The following is a 20,658-nucleotide window of genomic DNA, read 5'->3' as shown; positions in this document are numbered from 1 at the left end:
TTTTTTACTTCTTACTTCGCCTGACGCTTCTGATGCTCGCTGGCGGCTTTCACAAAGCCAGCAAACAGCGGATGTCCATCACGTGGCGTGGAAGTAAATTCCGGATGGAACTGACAGGCCACGAACCACGGATGATTCGGTACCTCAATGATCTCGACCAACTGATCATCACCGGAACGGCCTGCAACACGCAGACCCGCAGCTTCAATCTGTTTCAACAGCATATTGTTGACTTCGTAACGATGGCGATGACGCTCAACAATAGTCGGCGTGCCGTACAACTGACGGACCAGACTATCGTCGCCAAGCTGACACTGCTGCGCGCCAAGACGCATGGTGCCACCCAGATCGCTCTTCTCAGTACGGACTTCAACGTTACCGTCTTCGTCACGCCATTCGGTAATCAGCGCCACAACCGGGTACTTACAGTCTGGCACAAATTCCGTCGAGTTGGCGTTGTCCATACCGGCGACATTACGCGCAAACTCAATCAACGCAACCTGCATACCCAGGCAAATGCCCAGATAAGGAATATTGTTCTCACGCGCATAGCGTGCAGTCGCGATCTTGCCTTCTACACCACGGTAGCCGAAGCCGCCAGGGATCAGGATAGCGTCCAAATCTTTCAGGATTTCGACACCGCGCGTTTCAACATCCTGCGAATCAATCAGCTTGATGTTGACGGTCACGCGATTTTTCAGACCGCCGTGTTTCAGCGCTTCAATCACGGATTTATAGGCATCCGGCAGTTCAATGTACTTGCCGACCATCCCAATCGTGACTTCGCCTGCCGGGTTCGCTTCTTCGTAAATTACCTGTTCCCATTCGGCCAGGTTAGCTTCCGGACACTCTAAGCTGAATCGTTTACAAATATAATCGTCCAGGCCCTGTGATTTCAACATGCCTGGAATTTTATAGATGGAATCGACATCTTTCAGAGAAATCACCGCTTTTTCCGGAACGTTACAGAACAATGCAATTTTCGCACGTTCGTTTGCCGGGACAGCGCGGTCAGAGCGGCAAATCAGGATATCTGGCTGGATACCGATAGAGAGCAGCTCTTTTACAGAGTGCTGCGTCGGTTTTGTTTTCACTTCACCTGCCGCTGCCATGTACGGAACCAGCGTCAGATGCATAAACAGTGTGTGTTCACGGCCAATTTCAACGGCCATCTGGCGAATCGCTTCAAGGAACGGCAGAGATTCGATATCACCAACGGTACCGCCGATTTCGACCAGCACAACGTCATGGCCTTCGCCGCCTTCCAGCACGCGTTCTTTGATAGCATTGGTGATGTGCGGGATAACCTGTACGGTCGCGCCCAGATAGTCGCCACGGCGCTCTTTGCGCAGAACGTCAGAGTAAATACGACCCGTGGTGAAGTTGTTGCGGCGGCTCATTTTGGTGCGAATGAAACGCTCGTAGTGACCCAGGTCCAGGTCGGTTTCAGCGCCGTCTTCAGTAACGAACACTTCCCCGTGTTGGATTGGGCTCATGGTGCCAGGATCGACGTTGATATACGGATCCAGTTTCATGATGGTCACGTTGAGGCCACGGGCTTCAAGAATGGCTGCGAGGGAGGCTGCGGCAATGCCTTTACCCAGAGAGGATACGACCCCGCCGGTCACAAAAATATAGTTCGTTGTCATGCTGAACCTGAGAAGTTAGGGTGAAACGATGGAATAACCAGGACGGGAAAGTAGTATACCCGAACATGACGTACGCCACAAACTTTCATTATCCCCTCTCCTTCGTTCTTCAAGCCGCACCGGTGTTGGCTTCCTTCACTCACCCCAGTCACATAGCATTTCTATGTTTCTGGGGATTCTTTCAGTCGCCGCCGTGTTGCGACTCGAATAACTCGAAGAAGCAGTATACACGGTGTCTCATCAACATAACGGGAAGAGAAAATAGCCTCTTTGAGGTAAATGTTTTTGACGCAAATCAAGCGCTTGTTATTTAAAAAATCACACAAAACGCCCTTGACCGCGCAATTCCCTTAGAGATCAATTTCCTGCCGTTTTACCTGTTGCCAGACTTCTTCCATCGTTTCCAGGTCAACACCGGTCATTTCCAGGCCGCGCGCCGCCACAATCCGTTCGACCTCACGAAAACGCCGCTCGAATTTTTCGTTGGCTTTTTGCAGAGCGGTCTCCGCTTTGGTGCCTAAATGACGGGCCATATTGACGGTGGCAAATAGCAAATCGCCCATTTCCTCTTCCAGTTTAGCCTGGTCGACCACGACCTGCCGGGCCTCGTGCATGACCTCGTCGATCTCTTCATACACCTTATCGACCACTGGTCCCAGCGTCGTCCAGTCAAAACCGACATTCGAACAGCGCTTCTGGATTTTCTGCGCCCGCATTAGCGCTGGTAAACTGCGCGGAATATCATCGAGGGCAGAATGCTGCGCTTTTTGCGCTCGTTCGCCGGTTTTGATTTGTTCCCAGCGGGCCAGCACTTCAGTGCTGTTGTTGGCCTGGGCATCCGCAAAAACGTGCGGGTGGCGCCGCTCGAGTTTGTCACTGATGGCGGCACAAATATCATTGAAATCAAAGCGCCCTTCTTCCTGGGCTATTTGTGCGTAAAACACGACCTGAAACAGCAGATCGCCCAGCTCACCGCGCAGATCGTCAAAATCCTCACGGGAAATCGCGTCGAGCACTTCGTAGGTTTCTTCAAGGGTGTAAGGGGCGAGCGTGGCGAAAGTCTGTTCGTTATCCCACGGACAGCCGGTTTTCGGGTCGCGCAGGCGTTGCATGATGCCAAGCAGGCGGTCAATTTGGGTCATTGGAACATCCTGAAAACACAGGCCCGATAAGCGAGGCGCCACCGGGCCTGGAAAGTAAAATTAATTGCCGTGCAAACGACGCGCGTCAATCACATCAGGTACCTGATTCAGCTTGCTGAGCACGCGTCCCAGCACCTGCAGGTTGTAGATTTCAATTGTCATATCGATAGTAGCAAGCTGCTGTTTGGTATCGCTACGACTGGCAACGCCGAGCACATTGACCTTCTCGTTCGCCAGAATCGTCGTGATATCACGCAGTAAACCGCTGCGATCGTTGGCCTGTACGCGCACTACCAGCGAGTATCCCGCCGAATAGCTTTCACCCCACACGGCGTCCACAAGGCGTTCCGGCGCATGCGCACGCAGTTCGACCAGTTGCTCACAGTCCGCCCGATGGACGGAAATCCCGCGGCCCTGGGTAATAAACCCAACAATCTCATCGCCTGGAATCGGCTGGCAGCAACGGGCAATGTGATGCATCAAATTACCTACGCCTTCCACAACAACACGCCCATCGTCTTTACGCCGGTTCTGCGGCGCATGCGTTTTCTGCTGAAGCTGTTTCAGCGCGGCGGCGTCTTCTTCGGCGGCGCTCGGTTTGTTGAACTGCGATTGCAGGAAGTTCACCATCTGGTTCAGACGGATATCGCCCCCGCCAATCGCCGCCAGCAGTTCCTCCAGCTCGTTGAAGTTGTAGCGCGGCAGCAGATGCTTTTCCGCTTCTTTCAGGCTGATCCCTAAATGCGACAGCTCGTCATCCAGAATCTGCCGTCCGGCAAGGATGTTCTTATCGCGGTCCTGTTTACGGAACCAGGCGTGGATTTTCGAGCGCCCACGGCTGGTCGTCACATAGCCCAGATTCGGATTCAGCCAGTCGCGGCTCGGGTTCGGCTGTTTCTGGGTGATGATTTCGATCTGATCGCCCATCTGCAACTGATAGGTAAACGGCACGATGCGCCCACCGATTTTCGCCCCAATACAACGGTGCCCCACATCACTATGAATGTGATACGCAAAGTCGAGCGGCGTAGAGCCCGCGGGCAGATCCACAACATCGCCTTTCGGCGTAAAGACGTAGACCCGATCGTCAAACACCTGACTGCGCACTTCGTCGAGCATTTCGCCAGAGTCCGCCATCTCTTCCTGCCAGGCGATCAGCTTACGCAGCCAGGCAATGCGGTCCTCATGGCCGGAACGCGCCCCGCCTGCGGCTGCGCCTTCTTTATACTTCCAGTGCGCGGCGACGCCCAGCTCAGCGTCCTCATGCATTTGTTTAGTACGAATCTGGATCTCTACCGTTTTGCCGCCGGGCCCCAACACCACGGTGTGAATCGACTGATAGCCATTCGGTTTCGGGTTGGCGACATAGTCGTCAAACTCATCCGGCAGATGGCGATAGTGCGTGTGCACAATGCCCAGCGCGGCGTAGCAGTCCTGCAAGCGCTCGGCGACGATACGCACGGCGCGCACGTCAAACAGCTCATCAAATGCCAGATGCTTTTTCTGCATTTTTCGCCAGATGCTGTAGATGTGTTTCGGGCGTCCATACACTTCCGCCTTTACGCCTTCCGTTTTCATCTCTGAGCGCAAATGACTCACGAACTCTTCAATGTAGTGCTCACGATCGATACGCCGTTCATGCAGCAGTTTGGCAATGCGTTTGTACTCGGCAGGATGCAGATAGCGGAAGCAATAATCTTCCAGCTCCCATTTCAGCTGACCGATACCTAATCGGTTCGCCAGCGGCGCATAGATGTTAGTACACTCTTTTGCCGCCAACACGCGCTCATCTTCCGGCGCGTCTTTCACCTCGCGCAGATGGGCGATTCGTTCAGCAAGTTTGATGACCACGCAGCGGAAATCGTCGACCATCGCCAGCAGCATGCGCCGCACGTTGTCGACCTGCTCGGAGGAGACGGAATCGGTATGGGTCGCTTTCAACTGGCGAATGGCCGCCATGTCACGCACGCCATGAATCAGATTGACGATAGACTTACCTACGCTTTCCTGCAGGGTATCTTCGCTAACGACATTGGCATCTGCCAGAGGGAACAGCAGCGCTGCCCGCAGCGTGTCGATATCCATACTTAGTGTCGAGAGGATTTCCACCATCTCCACGCCACGCCACAGCAGCAGTTCCGCATCCGGATGCCCCTGTGTCTGTTGCAGGCAATACGCCCAGGTTTCGGCTAAGCGTTCACATGACTGCTGGCTGGTGATCCCAAGACTTTCGATCCACTTTTTCGGGTCAAATTCCCCAGCTTTGTTTAGATGCGCACTTCTTACCGCAACCATTGTCCTCTCCTTAAGGGACGTGACCTGTCGAAGTCGACAAGTCGTGATTCATTATGAATGCTCAAACAATACCATCGATTCCAGGTGTCCCGTGTGGGGGAACATGTCAAGCATCGCCAGCCGTTGTATTTGATATCCTGCGCGTAATAACGCCTCACTATCACGCGCCAGCGTGGCAGGATTACAGGATACATAAACAATGCGGCCAGGCTGCAATTTTATAATATGTTGCATCACGCCCGCAGCCCCTGCGCGCGCAGGGTCGAGCAAGATTTTATCAAAACCGTTTTTGGCCCACGGCTGTCGGGTGACATCCTCTTCAAGATTTTCATGAAAGAATGTCACATTGTGTAATCCATTTTGTTGTGCATTTTCACGCCCTTTTTCCACCAGCGCAGGCACGCCTTCCACCCCGACAACGCTTGCCGCCCGGGTTGCCAACGGGAGTGTGAAATTGCCCATCCCGCAGAAAAGATCCAGCACGCGATCGCCAGGCTGTACGTCCAGCCATTGCAGCGCGCTGGCCACCATTTTCTGGTTCACACCTGCATTGACCTGAATAAAATCACGCGGACTGAAGTTTAAGCGTAGCCCGTTTGATTCATACCAGGGCGTCTGACCAGAAACCGTTTCCAGTATCTCGCTTTGCGGCGCCAGATACAGAGACAGTCCCTTTGAATGCGAAAAGCGTTCCAGTTTTTCGTTATCCGCGCGACTTAACGGCGCGGTATGGCGCAGAATCATCAGCGTACCGCTGTCTGCCTGCACCAGTTCAACATGTCCCAGATGGCGAATTCCCTGCAGGCTGCCAAGGCATGCCCTGAGATCGGGCAGTAATGCTTCAAGTTGGGGCACCAGAATGGGGCACTGTCTGACATCAACGATGTCACTGGACGCTGACTTGCGAAACCCCATCTGGAACTGCTGGGTCTTGGGTTGGAAGTTGAGACTTAAACGTGCGCGACGGCGATAGCCCCACGGCGCATCGGCGATCACCTCGGTGACATCGTTATTCATCAGGCGTGACAGCGCGGCGCTTTTACTGCGCTGCTGCAGTTCGATACTCGCGTGCTGTTGCTGACAGCCGCCGCAAATGCCAAAGTGCGGACAGCGCGGCGTGACGCGATCCGGGCTATCATTCAAACGGCGCTTAACCTGGGCTTTCGCGTACTGTTTTTTATCTTCGGTAATCGCCACGTCCGCACTTTCCTGCGGCAACAATGCGGGGATAAACAACGTCTTTCCGTTGTGTCGCGCAACGCCCTGACCAAAAGAATCGAGGTCATTGACGGTAACGGTTATGATCTGGCGCGTCGTCACGCGCCGTTTTGCAGAGTAGAATTGCGCCATCGACGAGAATATTCTCAATTTAACAGTGTGACCCTAATTGTCCCATAACGGAACTCCATGACCAACTACAGCCTGCGCGCTCGCATGATGATTCTGATCCTGGCCCCGACCGTGCTTATCGGTTTACTGCTCAGTATCTTTTTCGTTGTGCATCGCTACCACGACTTGCAGCGTCAACTGGAAGATGCCGGTGCCAGTATCATCGAGCCTCTCGCGGTCTCTACCGAATACGGTATGAACCTGCAAAACCGCGAATCCATCGGCCAGCTCATTAGCGTTTTGCATCGCCGCCACTCAGAGATTGTGCGGGCGATTTCGGTCTACGACGAGAACAATCACCTCTTCGTCACCTCGAATTTCAATCTCAATCCGTCGGAAATGCAATTGCCTCCGGGCTCACCGTTTCCGCGCCGACTGAGCGTTGAGGGTCAGGGCGATATTTTAATCCTGCGCACGCCGATCATTTCAGAAAGCTATTCGCTTGACGAATCCCCGGCCACTGATGCGAAAAACGCGGGTAATATGTTGGGATATGTGGCGCTTGAGCTCGATCTCAAGTCGGTCCGCTTACAACAGTATAAAGAAATCTTCATTTCTTCCGTCATGATGCTGTTTTGTATCGGCATTGCGCTGATCTTTGGCTGGCGTCTGATGCGCGATGTGACAGGGCCGATTCGCAACATGGTCAATACGGTTGACCGCATCCGCCGGGGGCAACTCGACAGCCGCGTGGAGGGCTTTATGCTCGGCGAGCTGGATGTGTTGAAAAACGGCATTAACTCGATGGCCATGTCGCTCGCGGCCTATCACGAAGAGATGCAGCACAATATCGATCAGGCGACCTCCGATTTGCGTGAAACGCTCGAGCAGATGGAGATCCAGAACGTCGAGCTGGATCTCGCGAAAAAGCGTGCGCAGGAAGCCGCGCGCATCAAGTCTGAATTTTTGGCCAACATGTCCCATGAGCTGCGTACCCCGCTGAACGGCGTGATCGGCTTTACGCGCCTGACGCTGAAAACCGAGCTGAATACCACCCAGCGCGACCACCTGAATACCATCGAGCGTTCGGCAAATAACCTGCTGGCAATCATCAACGACGTTCTCGATTTCTCTAAGCTGGAAGCGGGTAAACTTATTCTCGAAAGCATTCCCTTTGCCCTGCGCAATACGCTCGATGAAGTGGTGACGCTGCTGGCGCATTCGTCGCACGACAAAGGGCTGGAGCTGACGCTCAATATTAAGAATGACGTACCGGATAACGTGATTGGCGACCCGCTGCGTTTACAGCAGGTCATCACTAATCTGGTCGGTAACGCGATTAAATTCACCGAGAGCGGCAACATCGACATTCTGGTGGAAAAGCGTTCGCTGAGTAACACCAAAGTGCAGATCGAAGTGCAGATCCGCGATACCGGCATCGGTATCCCCGAGCGCGACCAGTCACGCCTGTTCCAGGCTTTCCGTCAGGCCGATGCCAGTATTTCCCGTCGCCACGGCGGTACCGGACTGGGGCTGGTGATCACGCAGAAGCTGGTTAACGAGATGGGCGGCGATATCTCCTTCCACAGCCAGCCGAATCGCGGCTCAACCTTCTGGTTCCACATCAATCTCGATCTGAATCCGAATGTGATTAAGGATGGCCCGGCGACCACCTGCCTGGTGGGTAAACGTATTGCCTACATCGAGCCAAATGCCGCCGCCGCGCAGTGTACGCTGGATATTCTTAGCGAAACGCCGCTGGAGGTGATTTATAGCCCAACGTTTTCCGCACTGGCCGTTGAGCACTACGACTTTATGCTGCTTGGCGTTGCCGTCACCTTCAAAGAGCCGCTGACAATGCAGCACGAGCGGCTGATTCAGGCAACCAAAATGACCGAATTCCTGATGCTGGCGCTGCCGTGCCACGCTCAGGTGAACGCCGAGAAACTCAAACAGGACGGTGTGGCAAGTTGTCTGCTAAAACCCCTGACCTCCACGCGTCTGCTGCCCGCGCTGGTGGATTTGTGTCGTCAGAATCACCCCGAAAGCGCGCTGGTCTCAGACGAAAGCAAAATTGCCATGACGGTTATGGCGGTTGATGATAATCCAGCCAACCTGAAGCTGATTGGCGCACTACTGGACGATCTGGTTCAACATGTTGAGCTGTGTGATAGCGGCCAACAGGCGGTCGATCGCGCGAAGCAGATGCAGTTTGATCTGATCCTGATGGATATTCAGATGCCGGACATGGATGGCATTCGGGCTTGCGAACTGATCCACCAGCTTCCTCATCAACAGCAAACCCCGGTGATCGCCGTCACCGCGCACGCGATGGCAGGCCAGAAAGAGAAATTGCTGAGTGCCGGAATGAATGACTATCTGGCAAAACCGATCGAAGAAGAGAAGCTGTTTAATCTGCTGCAACGCTACAAACCAGGCGCAAGTGTTCCGACACGCCGGCTTAGCGCTGAACCGATCGAACCGGTTTTCAACCCAAATGCCACGCTGGACTGGCAACTGGCGCTACGCCAGGCCGCCGGAAAACCCGATCTGGCACGCGATATGCTGCAAATGCTGATCGATTTTCTGCCGGAAGTGCGTAATAAAATCGAAGAGCAGTTGGTAGGGGAAAATCCACAAGGATTAATCGATTTGATTCATAAGCTGCATGGCAGTTGCGGTTATAGCGGCGTACCGCGCATGAAGAATTTGTGTCAATTGCTGGAAAGCCAGTTACGCGAAGGGACGCCAGAAGAAGATCTGGAACCCGAGTTTCTGGAACTGCTGGACGAGATGGATAACGTGGCGCGTGAAGCGCGAAAATGGCTGTTGTAGGCCAGACAGGCAGCGCGCCATCCGGCCTGTCGATCAGCGTAGCGTCTGTCCCATTTTGAGCGTCGCCGCGACGTTGCGCGCGGTCATGCGCACGTTCTCTGCGGCGTTCTTCAACGCATCGTCCAGCGTACAGATGGTATAAATCACGCTAAAGACGGCATCCAGCCCATGTTCATGGACGATGCCGACATCGGCCGTCAGGCTACCGGCAATACCGATCACCGGTTTGTGGTAGCGCTTTGCCACCTTCGCCACCCCTACCGGAACTTTACCGTGGATCGTCTGGCTATCCATGCGCCCTTCGCCGGTCACCACCAGATTGGCATCCGCAACGCATGCATCCAGTTGTAGCGCATCGGTGACTATCTCAATTCCGCGTCGCAGTTGCGCACCGCAAAACGCATACAGCGCCGCGCCCATCCCGCCTGCCGCACCGCCACCAGCCAGTTCAAGGACATCCACCTCCAGATCGCGGGTGATAATCTGCGCATAATGCACCAGTGCTGTATCCAGACGATCGATCGTCTCTGCCGTAGCCCCTTTCTGTGGACCAAACACCGCTGACGCCCCCTCTTTACCGGTCAGCGGGTTAGTCACATCACACGCGACTTCAATACGGCATGCGGCAAGACGCGGATCCAACTGGCTGATATCGATCCGTGTAAGCGCATCGAGCGCTGCTCCGCCCTTACCAATTTCATTCTGCCGGGCATCGAGCAATTTTGCCCCCAACGCCTGCACCATGCCCGCACCGCCGTCGTTGGTCGCACTGCCGCCGAGCCCGATAATAATATGATCTACGCCAGCATCCAGCGCATGACGAATCAACTCCCCGGTTCCCCAGGAGGTTGTCTTTAATGGATCGCGTAACGCGACAGGCACCTGCTCCAGGCCGCTGGCTGCCGCCATCTCAATGAAAGCCGTGCGCTCGTCGCCGGATAAGCCGAAAAACGCGGTGACGGTTTTCCCCAGCGGACCCGTGACGTTGACATCAACAATACGTCCCGCCGTCGCCGCCACCATGGCTTCAACCGTTCCTTCACCGCCATCAGCAACCGGAAGTTTTACATAATCCGCATCGGGCCAGATTTCACGAAAACCTTGCTCAATGGCGTTCGCCACCTCGAGAGCACTCAAACTTTCCTTATACGAGTCCGGTGCGATCACTATTTTCATAAGCCGTCCTTACGCATGTTGACTCAGCTAAGCATACACCCGGTTTACCAATAAAAAATAACCGGTCCTTTTGGGACCGGTCGACATCTTAACGAACCATGCACGGACGTTTGTTATCGAACGTCCAGTTCGGGATCAGATACTGCATCCCCATCGCGTCATCACGCGCGCCCAGACCATGCTTCTGATACAGCTCGTGAGCTTTCATTACCTGGTCCATATCCAGTTCAACGCCCAGACCCGGTTTCGCCGGTACCTGCACCATACCGCCTTTAATTTCAAACGGCGCTTTGGTCAGACGCTGGTTGCCTTCCTGCCAGATCCAGTGAGTGTCGATCGCCGTGATCTTGCCCGGCGCCGCCGCAGCCACATGGGTAAACATCGCTAACGAAACGTCAAAGTGGTTATTGGAGTGTGAACCCCAGGTCAGACCGAACTCATGGCACATCTGCGCGACGCGCACAGAACCCTGCATCGTCCAGAAGTGCGGGTCAGCCAGCGGGATATCCACCGACTGTAATGACAGCGTATGGCCCATCTGACGCCAGTCGGTGGCGATCATATTGGTCGCGGTCGGCAGACCGGTGGCGCGACGGAACTCCGCCATCACCTCACGACCCGAGAAGCCCTGCTCAGCACCACACGGATCTTCCGCGTAGGCCAGCGAACCTTTCAGGTATTTACCGATTTTGATCGCTTCATTCAGTGACCAGGCACCGTTAGGATCCAGTGTGACGCGCGCCTGTGGGAAGCGTTTTGCCAGCGCCACAATCGACTCCGCCTCTTCTTCCCCAGCCAGCACGCCACCTTTCAGTTTGAAGTCATTGAAACCGTATTTTTCATACGCCGCTTCTGCCAGACGGACGACCGCATCGGGTGTCATCGCTTCTTCATGACGCAGACGATACCAGTCGCATTGCTCATCCGGTTGGCTCTGATACGGCAGCGGTGTGGCTTTGCGGTTACCGACGAAGAACAGATAGCCGAGCATTTCTACTTCGCTACGCTGTTGACCGTCCCCCAGCAAAGACGCCACGTTTACGCCCAGATGTTGTCCCAGCAGATCCAGCAGCGCAGCTTCAATGCCGGTGACCACGTGGATGGTGGTACGCAGGTCAAACGTTTGCAAACCGCGGCCGCCAGAGTCACGATCGGCAAAAGTATTGCGCACCGAATTCAGCACGTTTTTGTACTCACCAAGCTGTTTACCCACCACCAGCGGGATCGCGTCTTCCAGCGTCTTACGGATTTTTTCGCCACCGGGGATTTCACCCACGCCAGTATGACCGGAATTATCTTTGATAATCACAATATTACGCGTGAAGAACGGGGCATGTGCTCCGCTCAGGTTCATCAGCATACTGTCGTGGCCCGCAACCGGAATAACCTGCATTGCCGTAACAACAGGAGTAGTAAATTGTGCGTTCATTGTTGAGTCCTTATACAAGTCAGTGACGGCCGAAAACGGGACGTTTACGGTCAAAAGTCCAGCCGGGGATCAGGTACTGCATCGGACCGGCGTCATTTCGCGCACCGCCTGGCAGTTTTTTGTAAGCGTCATGCGCCTTCTGCACCTGATCCCAGTCCAGTTCAACACCCAGTCCAGGCGCGTGAGGGACAGCAATTTTTCCGTTTTTAATCTCAAGAGGATTTTTCGTCAGGCGGCAATCGCCCTCCTGCCAGATCCAGTGCGTGTCGATGGCGGTCGGTTTACCCGGCGCTGCCGCGCCAACGTGGGTAAACATCGCCAGTGAAATATCGAAGTGATTGTTAGAGTGGCAGCCCCAGGTCAGCCCCCAGTCGTCGCACAACTGTGCCACACGTACCGCACCGGAAAGCGTCCAGAAATGCGGATCGGCAAGCGGGATATCGACGGCATTCAGCATTACCGCATGGCACATTTCGCGCCAGTTAGTGGCGATCATGTTCGTCGCCACCGGCAATCCTGTGGCGCGACGGAATTCGGCCATCACTTCGCGCCCGGAAAAGCCCTGCTCGGCGCCACACGGATCTTCTGCGTAAGTGAGCACATCGTTCAACCCTTTGCACAGCGTGATCGCCTCTTCAAGCAGCCAGGCACCGTTGGGATCAACGGTAATACGCGCATCCGGGAATCGCTTTTTCAGCGCGCGAGCGGTATCGATCTCTTGCTCACCTGGCAGCACGCCGCCTTTGAGTTTGAAATCTTTAAAACCGTAGCGATCCTGCGAGGCTTCCGCCAGACGCACCACGGCATCGCTGTTGAGTGCTTCCTGATGGCGCAGGTGATACCAGTCATGGTTGCCCGGTGTGGTCTCCAGATAAGGCAGATCGGTTTTGGTTCTGTCGCCCACGTAGAAAAGATAACCGAGCACGGTCACTGCATCACGCTGCTTGCCTGGCCCTAACAGTTCGCAGACCGGCACGTTGAGCGCCTTGCCCAGCAGATCAAGCAGCGCGGCTTCCAGCGCGGCCACCGCATTGACACGCAGTTCGAATGTCCAGGCGCCTTTGCCAAAAGTATCAAAGTCAGCGGCCTGATTGCCTTTGTGGACCTGCTGGACCACTTTATTCAGTCGGGCCACTTCCTGACCGAGCACCATCGGAATGGCATCAACCAGCGTCTGGTAGATAACCTCTCCGCCCGGCGCTTCACCGACGCCGGTGTTCCCGGCGTTATCGGTTAGCACCACGATATTGCGGGTAAAATACGCGTTATGCGCGCCGCCAATGTTGAGGAGCATACTGTCATGGCCGGCGACCGGAATGACCTTCATGTCCGTGATAACGGGGCTGGATTGTGTCGTCATGATAGTTGTCCTACGACCGGTTTCAGTTCGATACGTTTAATATCCCCCACCAGCACCAGGTAGCTCAGTACCGCGATCAACGCATGCACGCCCACATAAATCAGCGCACCGTTGAAGGAGCCGGTCGTGCCAACGATGTAGCCAATGGCAATGGGTGTCACGATGCCAGAGATGTTGCCGAACATGTTGAACAGCCCCCCGCTCAGGCCGCTGATCTCTTTCGGCGCTGTATCAGCCATCACCGCCCAGCCCAGGGCACCGATACCCTTACCAAAGAACGCCAGCGCCATGAAACCGATGATCATCCACTCGACGTTGACGTAGTTACAGAACACCATCACCATCGACAACAACATCCCCATCACGATAGGCGTTTTACGCGCAATGTTCAGTGAGCCGGTCCGACGCATCAGCCAGTCGGAGATAATACCGCCCAGCACCCCGCCGATAAATCCGCACACCGCAGGAACCGAGGCCACAAAGCCCGCTTTCAGGATCGACATACCGCGAGCCTGTACCAGATAAACCGGGAACCAGGTGATAAAGAAGTAGGTCAGCGCGTTAATGCAGTACTGACCGATATACACACCGATCATCATGCGGGAACCCAGCAACTGCTTGACCTGTCCCCATTTCACGCTGAGCGGCACTTTGGCTTTGGTGTCTTTCTGATCCATGTTGATCAGCGCACCGCCTTCTGCAATGTATTCCAGCTCTTTCTTGTTCACGCCCGGATGCTGGTTTGGCTCGTGGATCACTTTCAGCCAGATAAAGCTGATGACAATCCCAAGGCCGCCCATAAAGAAGAACACATGCGACCAACCCACTTCGTGCGTCAGCCAGCCCATGATTGGGGCAAAAATAACGGTGGCAAAGTACTGCGCAGAGTTAAAGATTGCGACCGCCGTACCCCTCTCCTGTGCCGGGAACCAGGCCGCGACGATGCGACTGTTGCCGGGGAAGGACGGCGCTTCCGCCAGACCGACGAGGAAGCGCAAGGTAAACAGCGCGACGATAATGCCGAATCCGCTGAAGATATCGACGAAGCCCTGTAACAGGGTAAACATGGACCAAATGAAGATGGACCAGAAGTAAACGCGTTTGGAACCAAAACGGTCCAGCAGCCAGCCGCCCGGGATCTGCCCGATAACGTAGGCCCATGAGAACGCAGAGAAAACGTAACCCATACCGACCGGATCCAGACCAATATCTTTGGCCATCTCCGAACCGGCAATGGATAAGGTGGCGCGGTCGCCATAGTTGAAGGAGGTGACGATAAACAACATCACCACTATCCAGTAGCGGGCATTGGTGCGTTTTTCCGCACCGCTCGCAGCCTGACTTAATGAACTCATTGTTGCACTCCTGAATTTTCGCGTTAGTCACGCTCACTCTGAACAGCACAACTGGTAGGGGATCAGAGGTGACGTTTCGTGTTTTTTATTGCAGCTTTTATTAGGTCGTTCGCCTTGCTAACTGCATTTTTTATAACTGGCAGGAGAAGTATAAAAAGCACCCGGTTCTTGCTCACCGTGCAAGAACCCAACATTTAGGTGATGTATCACTTATGTTTATGGCAAAAGCCCAGGGTGATGGAAGCGACTTCACGGAATTGAAAACCTGTAACGGAAATCGCGTGGGACTTACGTGGAAAAAGCAGGAGTGTGAAAGAGGTCGCTTGACCCTATGAAAACGCCCCTAAAAACCCTTCTGTGTTGAGGGTATTTAGGGGCGTTTGCCCGAGGCTAACTCGATTCAGTATGGGTAGCATAGCGTCAGGTTGTTCCCGTGCCTGGCACCATAAGAGAGCCCCTCCCGGTAGGGGGAGGGTTCACTCTCAGGATAAGAGTGTGCCCCAATGTTCAACCCAGGGATTGGATTCGCTTTCGGGCTCCGGGTGCTCACTGGCATCAATCAGCAACATTTCCCCCACGCGCTGCGCGCTTTGCTCCTGTAACAGGGCATCAAACTGTTTACCGCCATTACAGAAATTGACGTAGCTGCTGTCGCCCAACGCAATCACGCCGTAACGCAGATTGGGCTGGAAACCCAGTTGGTCTTTGATTCCCTGAAACAACGGCACAATGCTGTCAGGTAAATCGCCCTGCCCGGTCGTTGACGTGACCACCAGCGCGATTTTATCCTGATATTCCTGCCAGTCCGTCAGTTCAGGATCTTCAAAAACGGTCGCATTGTGCCCCTGGGCCGTCAGGATCGCTTCGGCCTCTTCGGCCACCAGTAGCGCGTTACCGTACATTGTCCCGACAAAAATCCCGATTTCCGCCATGCTTAATTACTCCCTGAATGAAGAACGTATGCGTTCATCCTGACCTGCTGGCTCACTTAACTCAACCCTTTCATTATCAGGGAGAAGTCCCTGCCAGCCAAACTGTGATAGCGCCTGCATCCAGACCGTATCCAGCCCGGCATGAATCGTCAACGGTTCACCGGTAAACGGATGAGTCAGCGAAAGCTGGCTGGCATGCAGCATCAATCGGCTGCAGCCAAAATGTTCCGCCGCGCTGCGGTTCTGCCGCAAATCGCCATGCTTGCTGTCGCCAATAATCGGATGGCGCAGGTGCGCCAGATGACGTCTGAGCTGATGCTTGCGTCCCGTTTGCGGATCCAGTTCCACCAGTCCGTAACGAGTCGTCGGATAACGCCCGGTTGCCACGGGCATTTCAACGGTGGCGAGGCCACGGTAATGAGTTACCGCAGGCTGTGGGTCTTTGTTTTCGCGGGCAAACTTGTCGGCGATTTTATCCAGTTCCTCCACCAGCGGATAATCGAGTACCGCCTCTTCCATTAACCAACCACGGACAATGGCGTGATAGCGCTTATGGATCTGGTGTTGCTCAAACTGCTGCGCGAGACGGCGTCCGGCTTCACTGGATAAGCCCATCAGCAGGACGCCGGATGTTGGTCTGTCGAGGCGATGCGCGGTAAACACATGCTGACCAATCTGGTCACGCACGGTCTGCATCACCACCACTTTTTCGTCTCGATCCAGCCAACTACGGTGCACCAGCCAGCCGGAAGGCTTGTTGACCGCAACCAGCCATTCATCCTGATACAGAATCTCCAGCATCAGGATTTATCTTGCGCAAAAAGCGCATCCAGCGCCTGCAACGCCTCCAGCAGGATTTCGCGCTGCGGATGATCGGCGGTCAGCGCCATTTCGTAATAAGGTGCGACGGCAAACGCCTCGGGCAGCGGTTGCGCACTGTCCAGTAGCGCATGCATGCGGGGGATAAGGACCCATTGCAGCCACTCAATGGGTTCCATCGTATCCATACAAAACGGTTGGGTGCTGGTAAACAGGTGGGCTTCGGGTTCATCCATCCGCCAGTGTTGATGCTCACGCAGCAACGCTTCAAGTGCATGAAGCTGCTGACGCACACGGTCATGAGTCGTCATGAAAGTCACCTCAATGATGAAAAATCTGGCGCGAAGGATACCACCAGTAAAATGAGAAGCAAAAAAAGGGAGCACTGTAAAAACAGTGCTCCCGGTTCGTTTCGCAGCATTCCAGCTACTTTTTGTGCTCCCTGCTCATCCGTGACAACTTTTCCTCTGGTCTTGCGACCTGTTGTTCATCCTGAACATTTTGCATCCTGCTCACACCCCCCCGATGTGATTACTTCATCCTGAAGCATCCTGGCCATCCTGACCCACCGACTATCCTGACCGGCTCTCGTTCTCCTTCCTGGAGGTGTCCTTTAACGCATTCCCGCGTTATCCTCTTCACTTCATCCTGAAGCCTTTCCCTGTAACACCGTCCTGGTGTGTCCTGCTGAAGTGTCATCATCCTGATGTTCACTTCGTTGTGCGACTCCCTGTCGACGTACATAGAATCGCCTTTTTCACGCCGTCTTACAAGATGCTTACAGGCAATGCCTTAAGGAAAATTTCATATGAAAGTTGACATAAAATCATTAACTCGATGATTTATTAGGTTATTAGCCATTTTTACTTCGTGATATCTTCATTTACTACCTGGCGATCTCCTACAGGGCTTGTAAGAGATCTCTCACATATTCATGAGTGAAATGGATTACAGAAGAGGATTAAGGTGCGTAAGGAAATCCGCAAGAGAAGGGGCCAGGACGGAACGATTACGGGTTCCCAGCGTTTCTTTGATCACTTCCCCCGACAGATTGCAGAGCGAAATGACCTCCAGTTCATTGTCCAGTGTGGCAATAAAAAGGGTCGGCGACAGTTTCAAACGTTTCTGCGTCACCAGATGACCAATCAGGTTCTCCTGAACCCGTCTGAAATCATCCACGCTCCAGGTTTGCAACAGCGTCAGCGTTTCGCTGCCTGACTGCGCGCGCATATCCCCGGCAAACTGCGTGGTATAAAATGCGTGAAGCGCAGGTTGTACCACAATATCGAAGGCGCGTTCAACCGCGTTTACATTCTGTTCACCTTCAAACGGCTGCGGTTGCCAGTACACAGCATCACGGGTAGTCGAGATAATGCAGGGAGAAGGCACGCCATACAGTTCTTCGCTCATCGGCCAACTGCCGTTTTTTGCATGCCATGCGTCACAGTAACGCGCCGTAAAATCCTTCAGGGCTAAAGCTGTCTGTTCGTCCACCGGTTTCTCTCTTCATAAAAGCCAGGATACACTTGGCGCATAGTGTATCTGGTTTATGACGGTGAAACATGTCTTCTTATGAAAACCATCAGGCTCTTGATGGCCTGACGCTCGGTAAATCAACGGATTACCGGGATATTTACGACCCCAGCCTGTTACAGGGCGTGCCTCGCAGTCTGAATCGCGACCCGCTGGGTCTAAAAGCTGACAGCCTGCCGTTTCACGGTGCCGATATCTGGACGCTGTATGAACTGTCATGGCTGAATGCCAGGGGATTACCGCAGGTGGCGGTGGGTCAGGTGGAACTGGATTACACCAGCCTCAATTTGATTGAATCCAAAAGCTTTAAGCTGTATCTGAACAGTTTTAACCAGACGCGGTTTGATTCCTGGGAAGCGGTACAACAGACGCTGGAAAACGATTTGCGCGTGTGTGCCGAAGGGAAAGTGACCGTTGCGCTATACCGTCTCGATGAGCTGGAAGGACAGCCGGTCGCGCATTTTCACGGCACCTGCATTGATGATCAGGACATTGACATCGATAACTACCAGTTCACTACCGATTATCTGCAGTCCGCCACCAGCGGTGAAAAAGTGGTAGAAGAGACGCTGGTGAGTCATATGTTGAAATCAAACTGTCTGATCACCCATCAGCCGGACTGGGGCTCCATACAAATTCAGTATCGCGGACGCAAGATCGATCGCGAAAAACTACTCCGTTATCTGATCTCTTTCCGCCATCATAACGAGTTTCACGAGCAGTGCGTAGAACGCATTTTCAACGACCTGCTACGCTTCTGTCAGCCGGAAAAACTGAGCGTTTATGCACGCTATACGCGCCGTGGTGGTCTGGATATTAACCCATGGCGGAGCAACACCGACTTCGTTCCGGCAACCGGCAGATTAGTTCGACAGTGAATTATTTCACAATTTTGCGGGTCGGATTCCACGCGTAAGGTTGTGAAAGGTCATAAGCCAGGGCTATTGTACTCTACAGGGAATGACGTTTTGCGTCCCATAAGGAGTTTACTTGATTACACATATTAGCCCGCTTGGCTCAATGGACATGTTGTCGCAGCTGGAAGTCGATATGCTTAAACGCACGGCCAGCAGCGACCTGTATCAACTGTTTCGTAACTGTTCGCTTGCCGTTTTAAACTCCGGCAGTCTGACTGACAACAGCAAAGAGCTGCTGTCCCGCTTTGAAAGTTTCGACATTAACGTGCTGCGTCGCGAACGCGGCGTGAAGCTGGAACTGATCAACCCGCCAGAAGATGCCTTCGTCGATGGCCGTATCATTCGCGCACTGCAGGCGAACCTGTTTGCCGTGCTGCGCGATATTCTGTTTGTTAACGGGCAGATTCATAACGCGGGCCGTTTCCAGCATCTGGATCTCGAAAGCTCCGTGCACATTACTAACCTGGTGTTCTCTATTTTGCGCAATGCCAGAGCGCTGCACGTGGGCGAAGCGCCAAACATGGTGGTCTGCTGGGGCGGCCACTCGATTAATGAAAACGAATACCTGTACGCCCGACGCGTCGGGACACAGTTAGGTCTGCGCGAGCTGAACATCTGTACTGGTTGCGGGCCTGGCGCGATGGAAGCGCCGATGAAAGGCGCCGCGGTGGGTCATGCGCAACAGCGTTATAAAGACAGCCGTTTTATTGGGATGACTGAGCCGTCGATTATCGCCGCTGAACCACCGAACCCGCTGGTTAACGAACTGATCATTATGCCGGACATTGAAAAACGTCTGGAAGCCTTCGTGCGTATCGCCCACGGCATTATCATCTTCCCGGGCGGTGTCGGTACAGCGGAAGAGTTACTGTATCTGTTGGGGATCCTGATGAATCCGGCGAACAAAGATCAGGTTCTACCGCTCATCCTCACCGGCCCGAAAGAGAGCGCTGATTACTTCCGCGTGCTGGATGAGTTCATCGTGCATACGCTGGGAGAAGCCGCGCGCACGCATTACCGCATTATCATTGATGACGCAGCAGAAGTGGCGCGCCTGATGAAAAAAGCGATGCCGCTGGTGAAAGAGAACCGTCGTGATACCGGTGATGCCTACAGCTTCAACTGGTCGATTCGTATCACGCCGGATCTGCAAATGCCGTTCGAACCGTCCCACGAGAACATGGCCAACCTGAAGCTGTACCCTGACCAACCGGTTGAGGTACTGGCGGCAGACCTGCGTCGCGCCTTCTCCGGCATTGTAGCGGGTAACGTTAAGGAAGTGGGTATCCGCGCCATTGAAGAGTTTGGGCCATACAAAATCCACGGCGACAGTAAAATGATGCGTCGCATGGACGATCTCCTGCAAGGTTTTGTTGCGCAGCACCGTATGAAGCTGCCAGGCACCGCCTATATCCCCTGCTACGAAATTTGCGCCTGACGCGAAAAGCGTTTCATGGACCGGGAGCGGCGAATAGCCCTTCCGGTTTTTCTATAATTACCAATGAGATAACACGTTCACTTTATTAAGCCTGCTAATACATCATACAAAAAATATCGCTACGCAAACGATTACCTCGCTAATGCAACCGCGTTTTATCATCCAGAATTTAAATTAGTCACCACAAACCACTATAAAGTTCGCTTTTTACAACGTAACCTCCGCATCTGCCTGGCAATCCTTTCTGTCAATATGTTGTTAATGCTAGCCTTCGCACGCGTAAATTCGCTGTGATGTTTTTTTAACAGACCAATGATCCAAAAATATCCACATTAGAAGTGGATTATTGCATTTGAGATCGCGATCACTGATAGATTCATTAGTTAAATGTATCTTTCTGCCCGCAAATTACTACGGTTAAAAATTTTATAAAAATCGTCGCTGCAAGA

General features: G+C 53.8%; 15 protein-coding genes. 3 read left to right on the top strand and 12 right to left on the bottom strand.

The annotated features are described in order from the left end of the window. Window positions 1-11 precede the first annotated feature (11 nt). From pyrG to rlmD, 4 genes are all read right to left on the bottom strand, one after another. On the bottom strand, window positions 12-1,649 hold the full coding sequence (pyrG, locus tag JTI98_RS09360; RefSeq protein WP_042999517.1) for a glutamine hydrolyzing CTP synthase: 1,638 nt from the start codon (window positions 1,647-1,649) through the stop codon (window positions 12-14). A 350-nt stretch (window positions 1,650-1,999) separates the two neighbouring features. Continuing rightward, window positions 2,000-2,791: a nucleoside triphosphate pyrophosphohydrolase gene (gene mazG / locus JTI98_RS09355; protein WP_090048500.1), complete on the bottom strand. Its 792-nt coding sequence runs from the start codon at window positions 2,789-2,791 to the stop codon at window positions 2,000-2,002. Window positions 2,792-2,851: 60 nt separating this feature from the next. Then, the gene (relA, locus tag JTI98_RS09350) at window positions 2,852-5,086 is read right to left on the bottom strand and encodes a GTP diphosphokinase (protein WP_042999515.1); all 2,235 of its coding nucleotides are present in this window, start codon (window positions 5,084-5,086) and stop codon (window positions 2,852-2,854) included. Between the two features lie 51 nt (window positions 5,087-5,137). Next, complete coding sequence (gene rlmD / locus JTI98_RS09345) at window positions 5,138-6,436, bottom strand: 23S rRNA (uracil(1939)-C(5))-methyltransferase RlmD (RefSeq protein WP_216082181.1); 1,299 nt, start codon at window positions 6,434-6,436, stop codon at window positions 5,138-5,140. Window positions 6,437-6,493: 57 nt separating this feature from the next. Between rlmD and barA the strand changes: the two genes are divergently transcribed. Further along, window positions 6,494-9,250, top strand: a complete 2,757-nt coding sequence (gene barA, locus JTI98_RS09340; protein ID WP_042999513.1) for a two-component sensor histidine kinase BarA — start codon at window positions 6,494-6,496, stop codon at window positions 9,248-9,250. 33 nt (window positions 9,251-9,283) lie between these two features. Here barA and JTI98_RS09335 read toward each other — a convergent pair whose 3' ends face one another. From JTI98_RS09335 to syd, 8 genes are all read right to left on the bottom strand, one after another. Further along, window positions 9,284-10,426: a glycerate kinase gene (locus tag JTI98_RS09335; protein WP_216082180.1), complete on the bottom strand. Its 1,143-nt coding sequence runs from the start codon at window positions 10,424-10,426 to the stop codon at window positions 9,284-9,286. 88 nt (window positions 10,427-10,514) lie between these two features. Continuing rightward, window positions 10,515-11,855, bottom strand: a complete 1,341-nt coding sequence (gudD, locus tag JTI98_RS09330) for a glucarate dehydratase (protein ID WP_216082179.1) — start codon at window positions 11,853-11,855, stop codon at window positions 10,515-10,517. A 19-nt stretch (window positions 11,856-11,874) separates the two neighbouring features. Further along, complete coding sequence (locus tag JTI98_RS09325; RefSeq protein WP_216082178.1) at window positions 11,875-13,215, bottom strand: glucarate dehydratase family protein; 1,341 nt, start codon at window positions 13,213-13,215, stop codon at window positions 11,875-11,877. Beyond that, a complete protein-coding gene (gene gudP / locus JTI98_RS09320; protein WP_216082177.1) occupies window positions 13,212-14,570 on the bottom strand; it encodes a galactarate/glucarate/glycerate transporter GudP in 1,359 nt (452 codons plus the stop codon). Before gudP ends, JTI98_RS09325 begins: the two co-directional genes overlap by 4 nt. A 482-nt stretch (window positions 14,571-15,052) precedes the next feature. Next, the gene (locus tag JTI98_RS09315) at window positions 15,053-15,502 is read right to left on the bottom strand and encodes a flavodoxin (RefSeq protein WP_216082176.1); all 450 of its coding nucleotides are present in this window, start codon (window positions 15,500-15,502) and stop codon (window positions 15,053-15,055) included. 6 nt (window positions 15,503-15,508) lie between these two features. Then, window positions 15,509-16,303 carry a tRNA pseudouridine(65) synthase TruC gene (truC, locus tag JTI98_RS09310; RefSeq protein WP_216082175.1) on the bottom strand — a complete coding sequence of 265 codons (795 nt, stop codon included), beginning with the start codon at window positions 16,301-16,303 and terminating at the stop codon, window positions 15,509-15,511. Beyond that, the gene (locus JTI98_RS09305) at window positions 16,303-16,632 is read right to left on the bottom strand and encodes a YqcC family protein (protein WP_042999506.1); all 330 of its coding nucleotides are present in this window, start codon (window positions 16,630-16,632) and stop codon (window positions 16,303-16,305) included. Before JTI98_RS09305 ends, truC begins: the two co-directional genes overlap by 1 nt. A gap of 637 nt (window positions 16,633-17,269) precedes the next feature. Then, window positions 17,270-17,815 (bottom strand): SecY-interacting protein, encoded by a 546-nt coding sequence (syd, locus tag JTI98_RS09300; RefSeq protein WP_044254248.1) that lies wholly within the window; start codon window positions 17,813-17,815, stop codon window positions 17,270-17,272. A gap of 68 nt (window positions 17,816-17,883) precedes the next feature. On the opposite strand from syd, the gene queF reads away from it, so the two are divergent. Both queF and ppnN read left to right on the top strand, forming a co-directional pair. Beyond that, window positions 17,884-18,732, top strand: coding sequence for an NADPH-dependent 7-cyano-7-deazaguanine reductase QueF (gene queF / locus JTI98_RS09295; protein WP_216082174.1), 849 nt, complete (start codon window positions 17,884-17,886; stop codon window positions 18,730-18,732). 112 nt (window positions 18,733-18,844) lie between these two features. Then, a complete protein-coding gene (gene ppnN, locus JTI98_RS09290; protein WP_044254241.1) occupies window positions 18,845-20,209 on the top strand; it encodes a nucleotide 5'-monophosphate nucleosidase PpnN in 1,365 nt (454 codons plus the stop codon). Window positions 20,210-20,658 lie beyond the last annotated feature (449 nt).

The organism is Citrobacter sp. MGH 55 (assembly GCF_016906145.1).
In the GTDB taxonomy this organism is placed as follows: Bacteria; Pseudomonadota; Gammaproteobacteria; order Enterobacterales; family Enterobacteriaceae; genus Citrobacter_A; species Citrobacter_A amalonaticus.
This window is presented reverse-complemented; position numbering and strand designations above follow the sequence as displayed.

Excerpts from the sequence above, each read along its gene's own strand:
- JTI98_RS09305 (WP_042999506.1), bottom strand. The coding sequence starts at position 16,632 with ATGACGACTCATGACCGTGTGCGTCAGCAGCTTCATGCACTTGAAGCG.
- truC (WP_216082175.1), bottom strand. The coding sequence starts at position 16,303 with ATGCTGGAGATTCTGTATCAGGATGAATGGCTGGTTGCGGTCAACAAG.
- mazG (WP_090048500.1), bottom strand. The coding sequence starts at position 2,791 with ATGACCCAAATTGACCGCCTGCTTGGCATCATGCAACGCCTGCGCGAC.
- pyrG (WP_042999517.1), bottom strand. The coding sequence starts at position 1,649 with ATGACAACGAACTATATTTTTGTGACCGGCGGGGTCGTATCCTCTCTG.
- JTI98_RS09325 (WP_216082178.1), bottom strand. The coding sequence starts at position 13,215 with ATGACGACACAATCCAGCCCCGTTATCACGGACATGAAGGTCATTCCG.
- JTI98_RS09335 (WP_216082180.1), bottom strand. The coding sequence starts at position 10,426 with ATGAAAATAGTGATCGCACCGGACTCGTATAAGGAAAGTTTGAGTGCT.
- JTI98_RS09315 (WP_216082176.1), bottom strand. The coding sequence starts at position 15,502 with ATGGCGGAAATCGGGATTTTTGTCGGGACAATGTACGGTAACGCGCTA.
- gudP (WP_216082177.1), bottom strand. The coding sequence starts at position 14,570 with ATGAGTTCATTAAGTCAGGCTGCGAGCGGTGCGGAAAAACGCACCAAT.
- rlmD (WP_216082181.1), bottom strand. The coding sequence starts at position 6,436 with ATGGCGCAATTCTACTCTGCAAAACGGCGCGTGACGACGCGCCAGATC.
- relA (WP_042999515.1), bottom strand. The coding sequence starts at position 5,086 with ATGGTTGCGGTAAGAAGTGCGCATCTAAACAAAGCTGGGGAATTTGAC.
- queF (WP_216082174.1), top strand. The coding sequence starts at position 17,884 with ATGTCTTCTTATGAAAACCATCAGGCTCTTGATGGCCTGACGCTCGGT.
- gudD (WP_216082179.1), bottom strand. The coding sequence starts at position 11,855 with ATGAACGCACAATTTACTACTCCTGTTGTTACGGCAATGCAGGTTATT.
- barA (WP_042999513.1), top strand. The coding sequence starts at position 6,494 with ATGACCAACTACAGCCTGCGCGCTCGCATGATGATTCTGATCCTGGCC.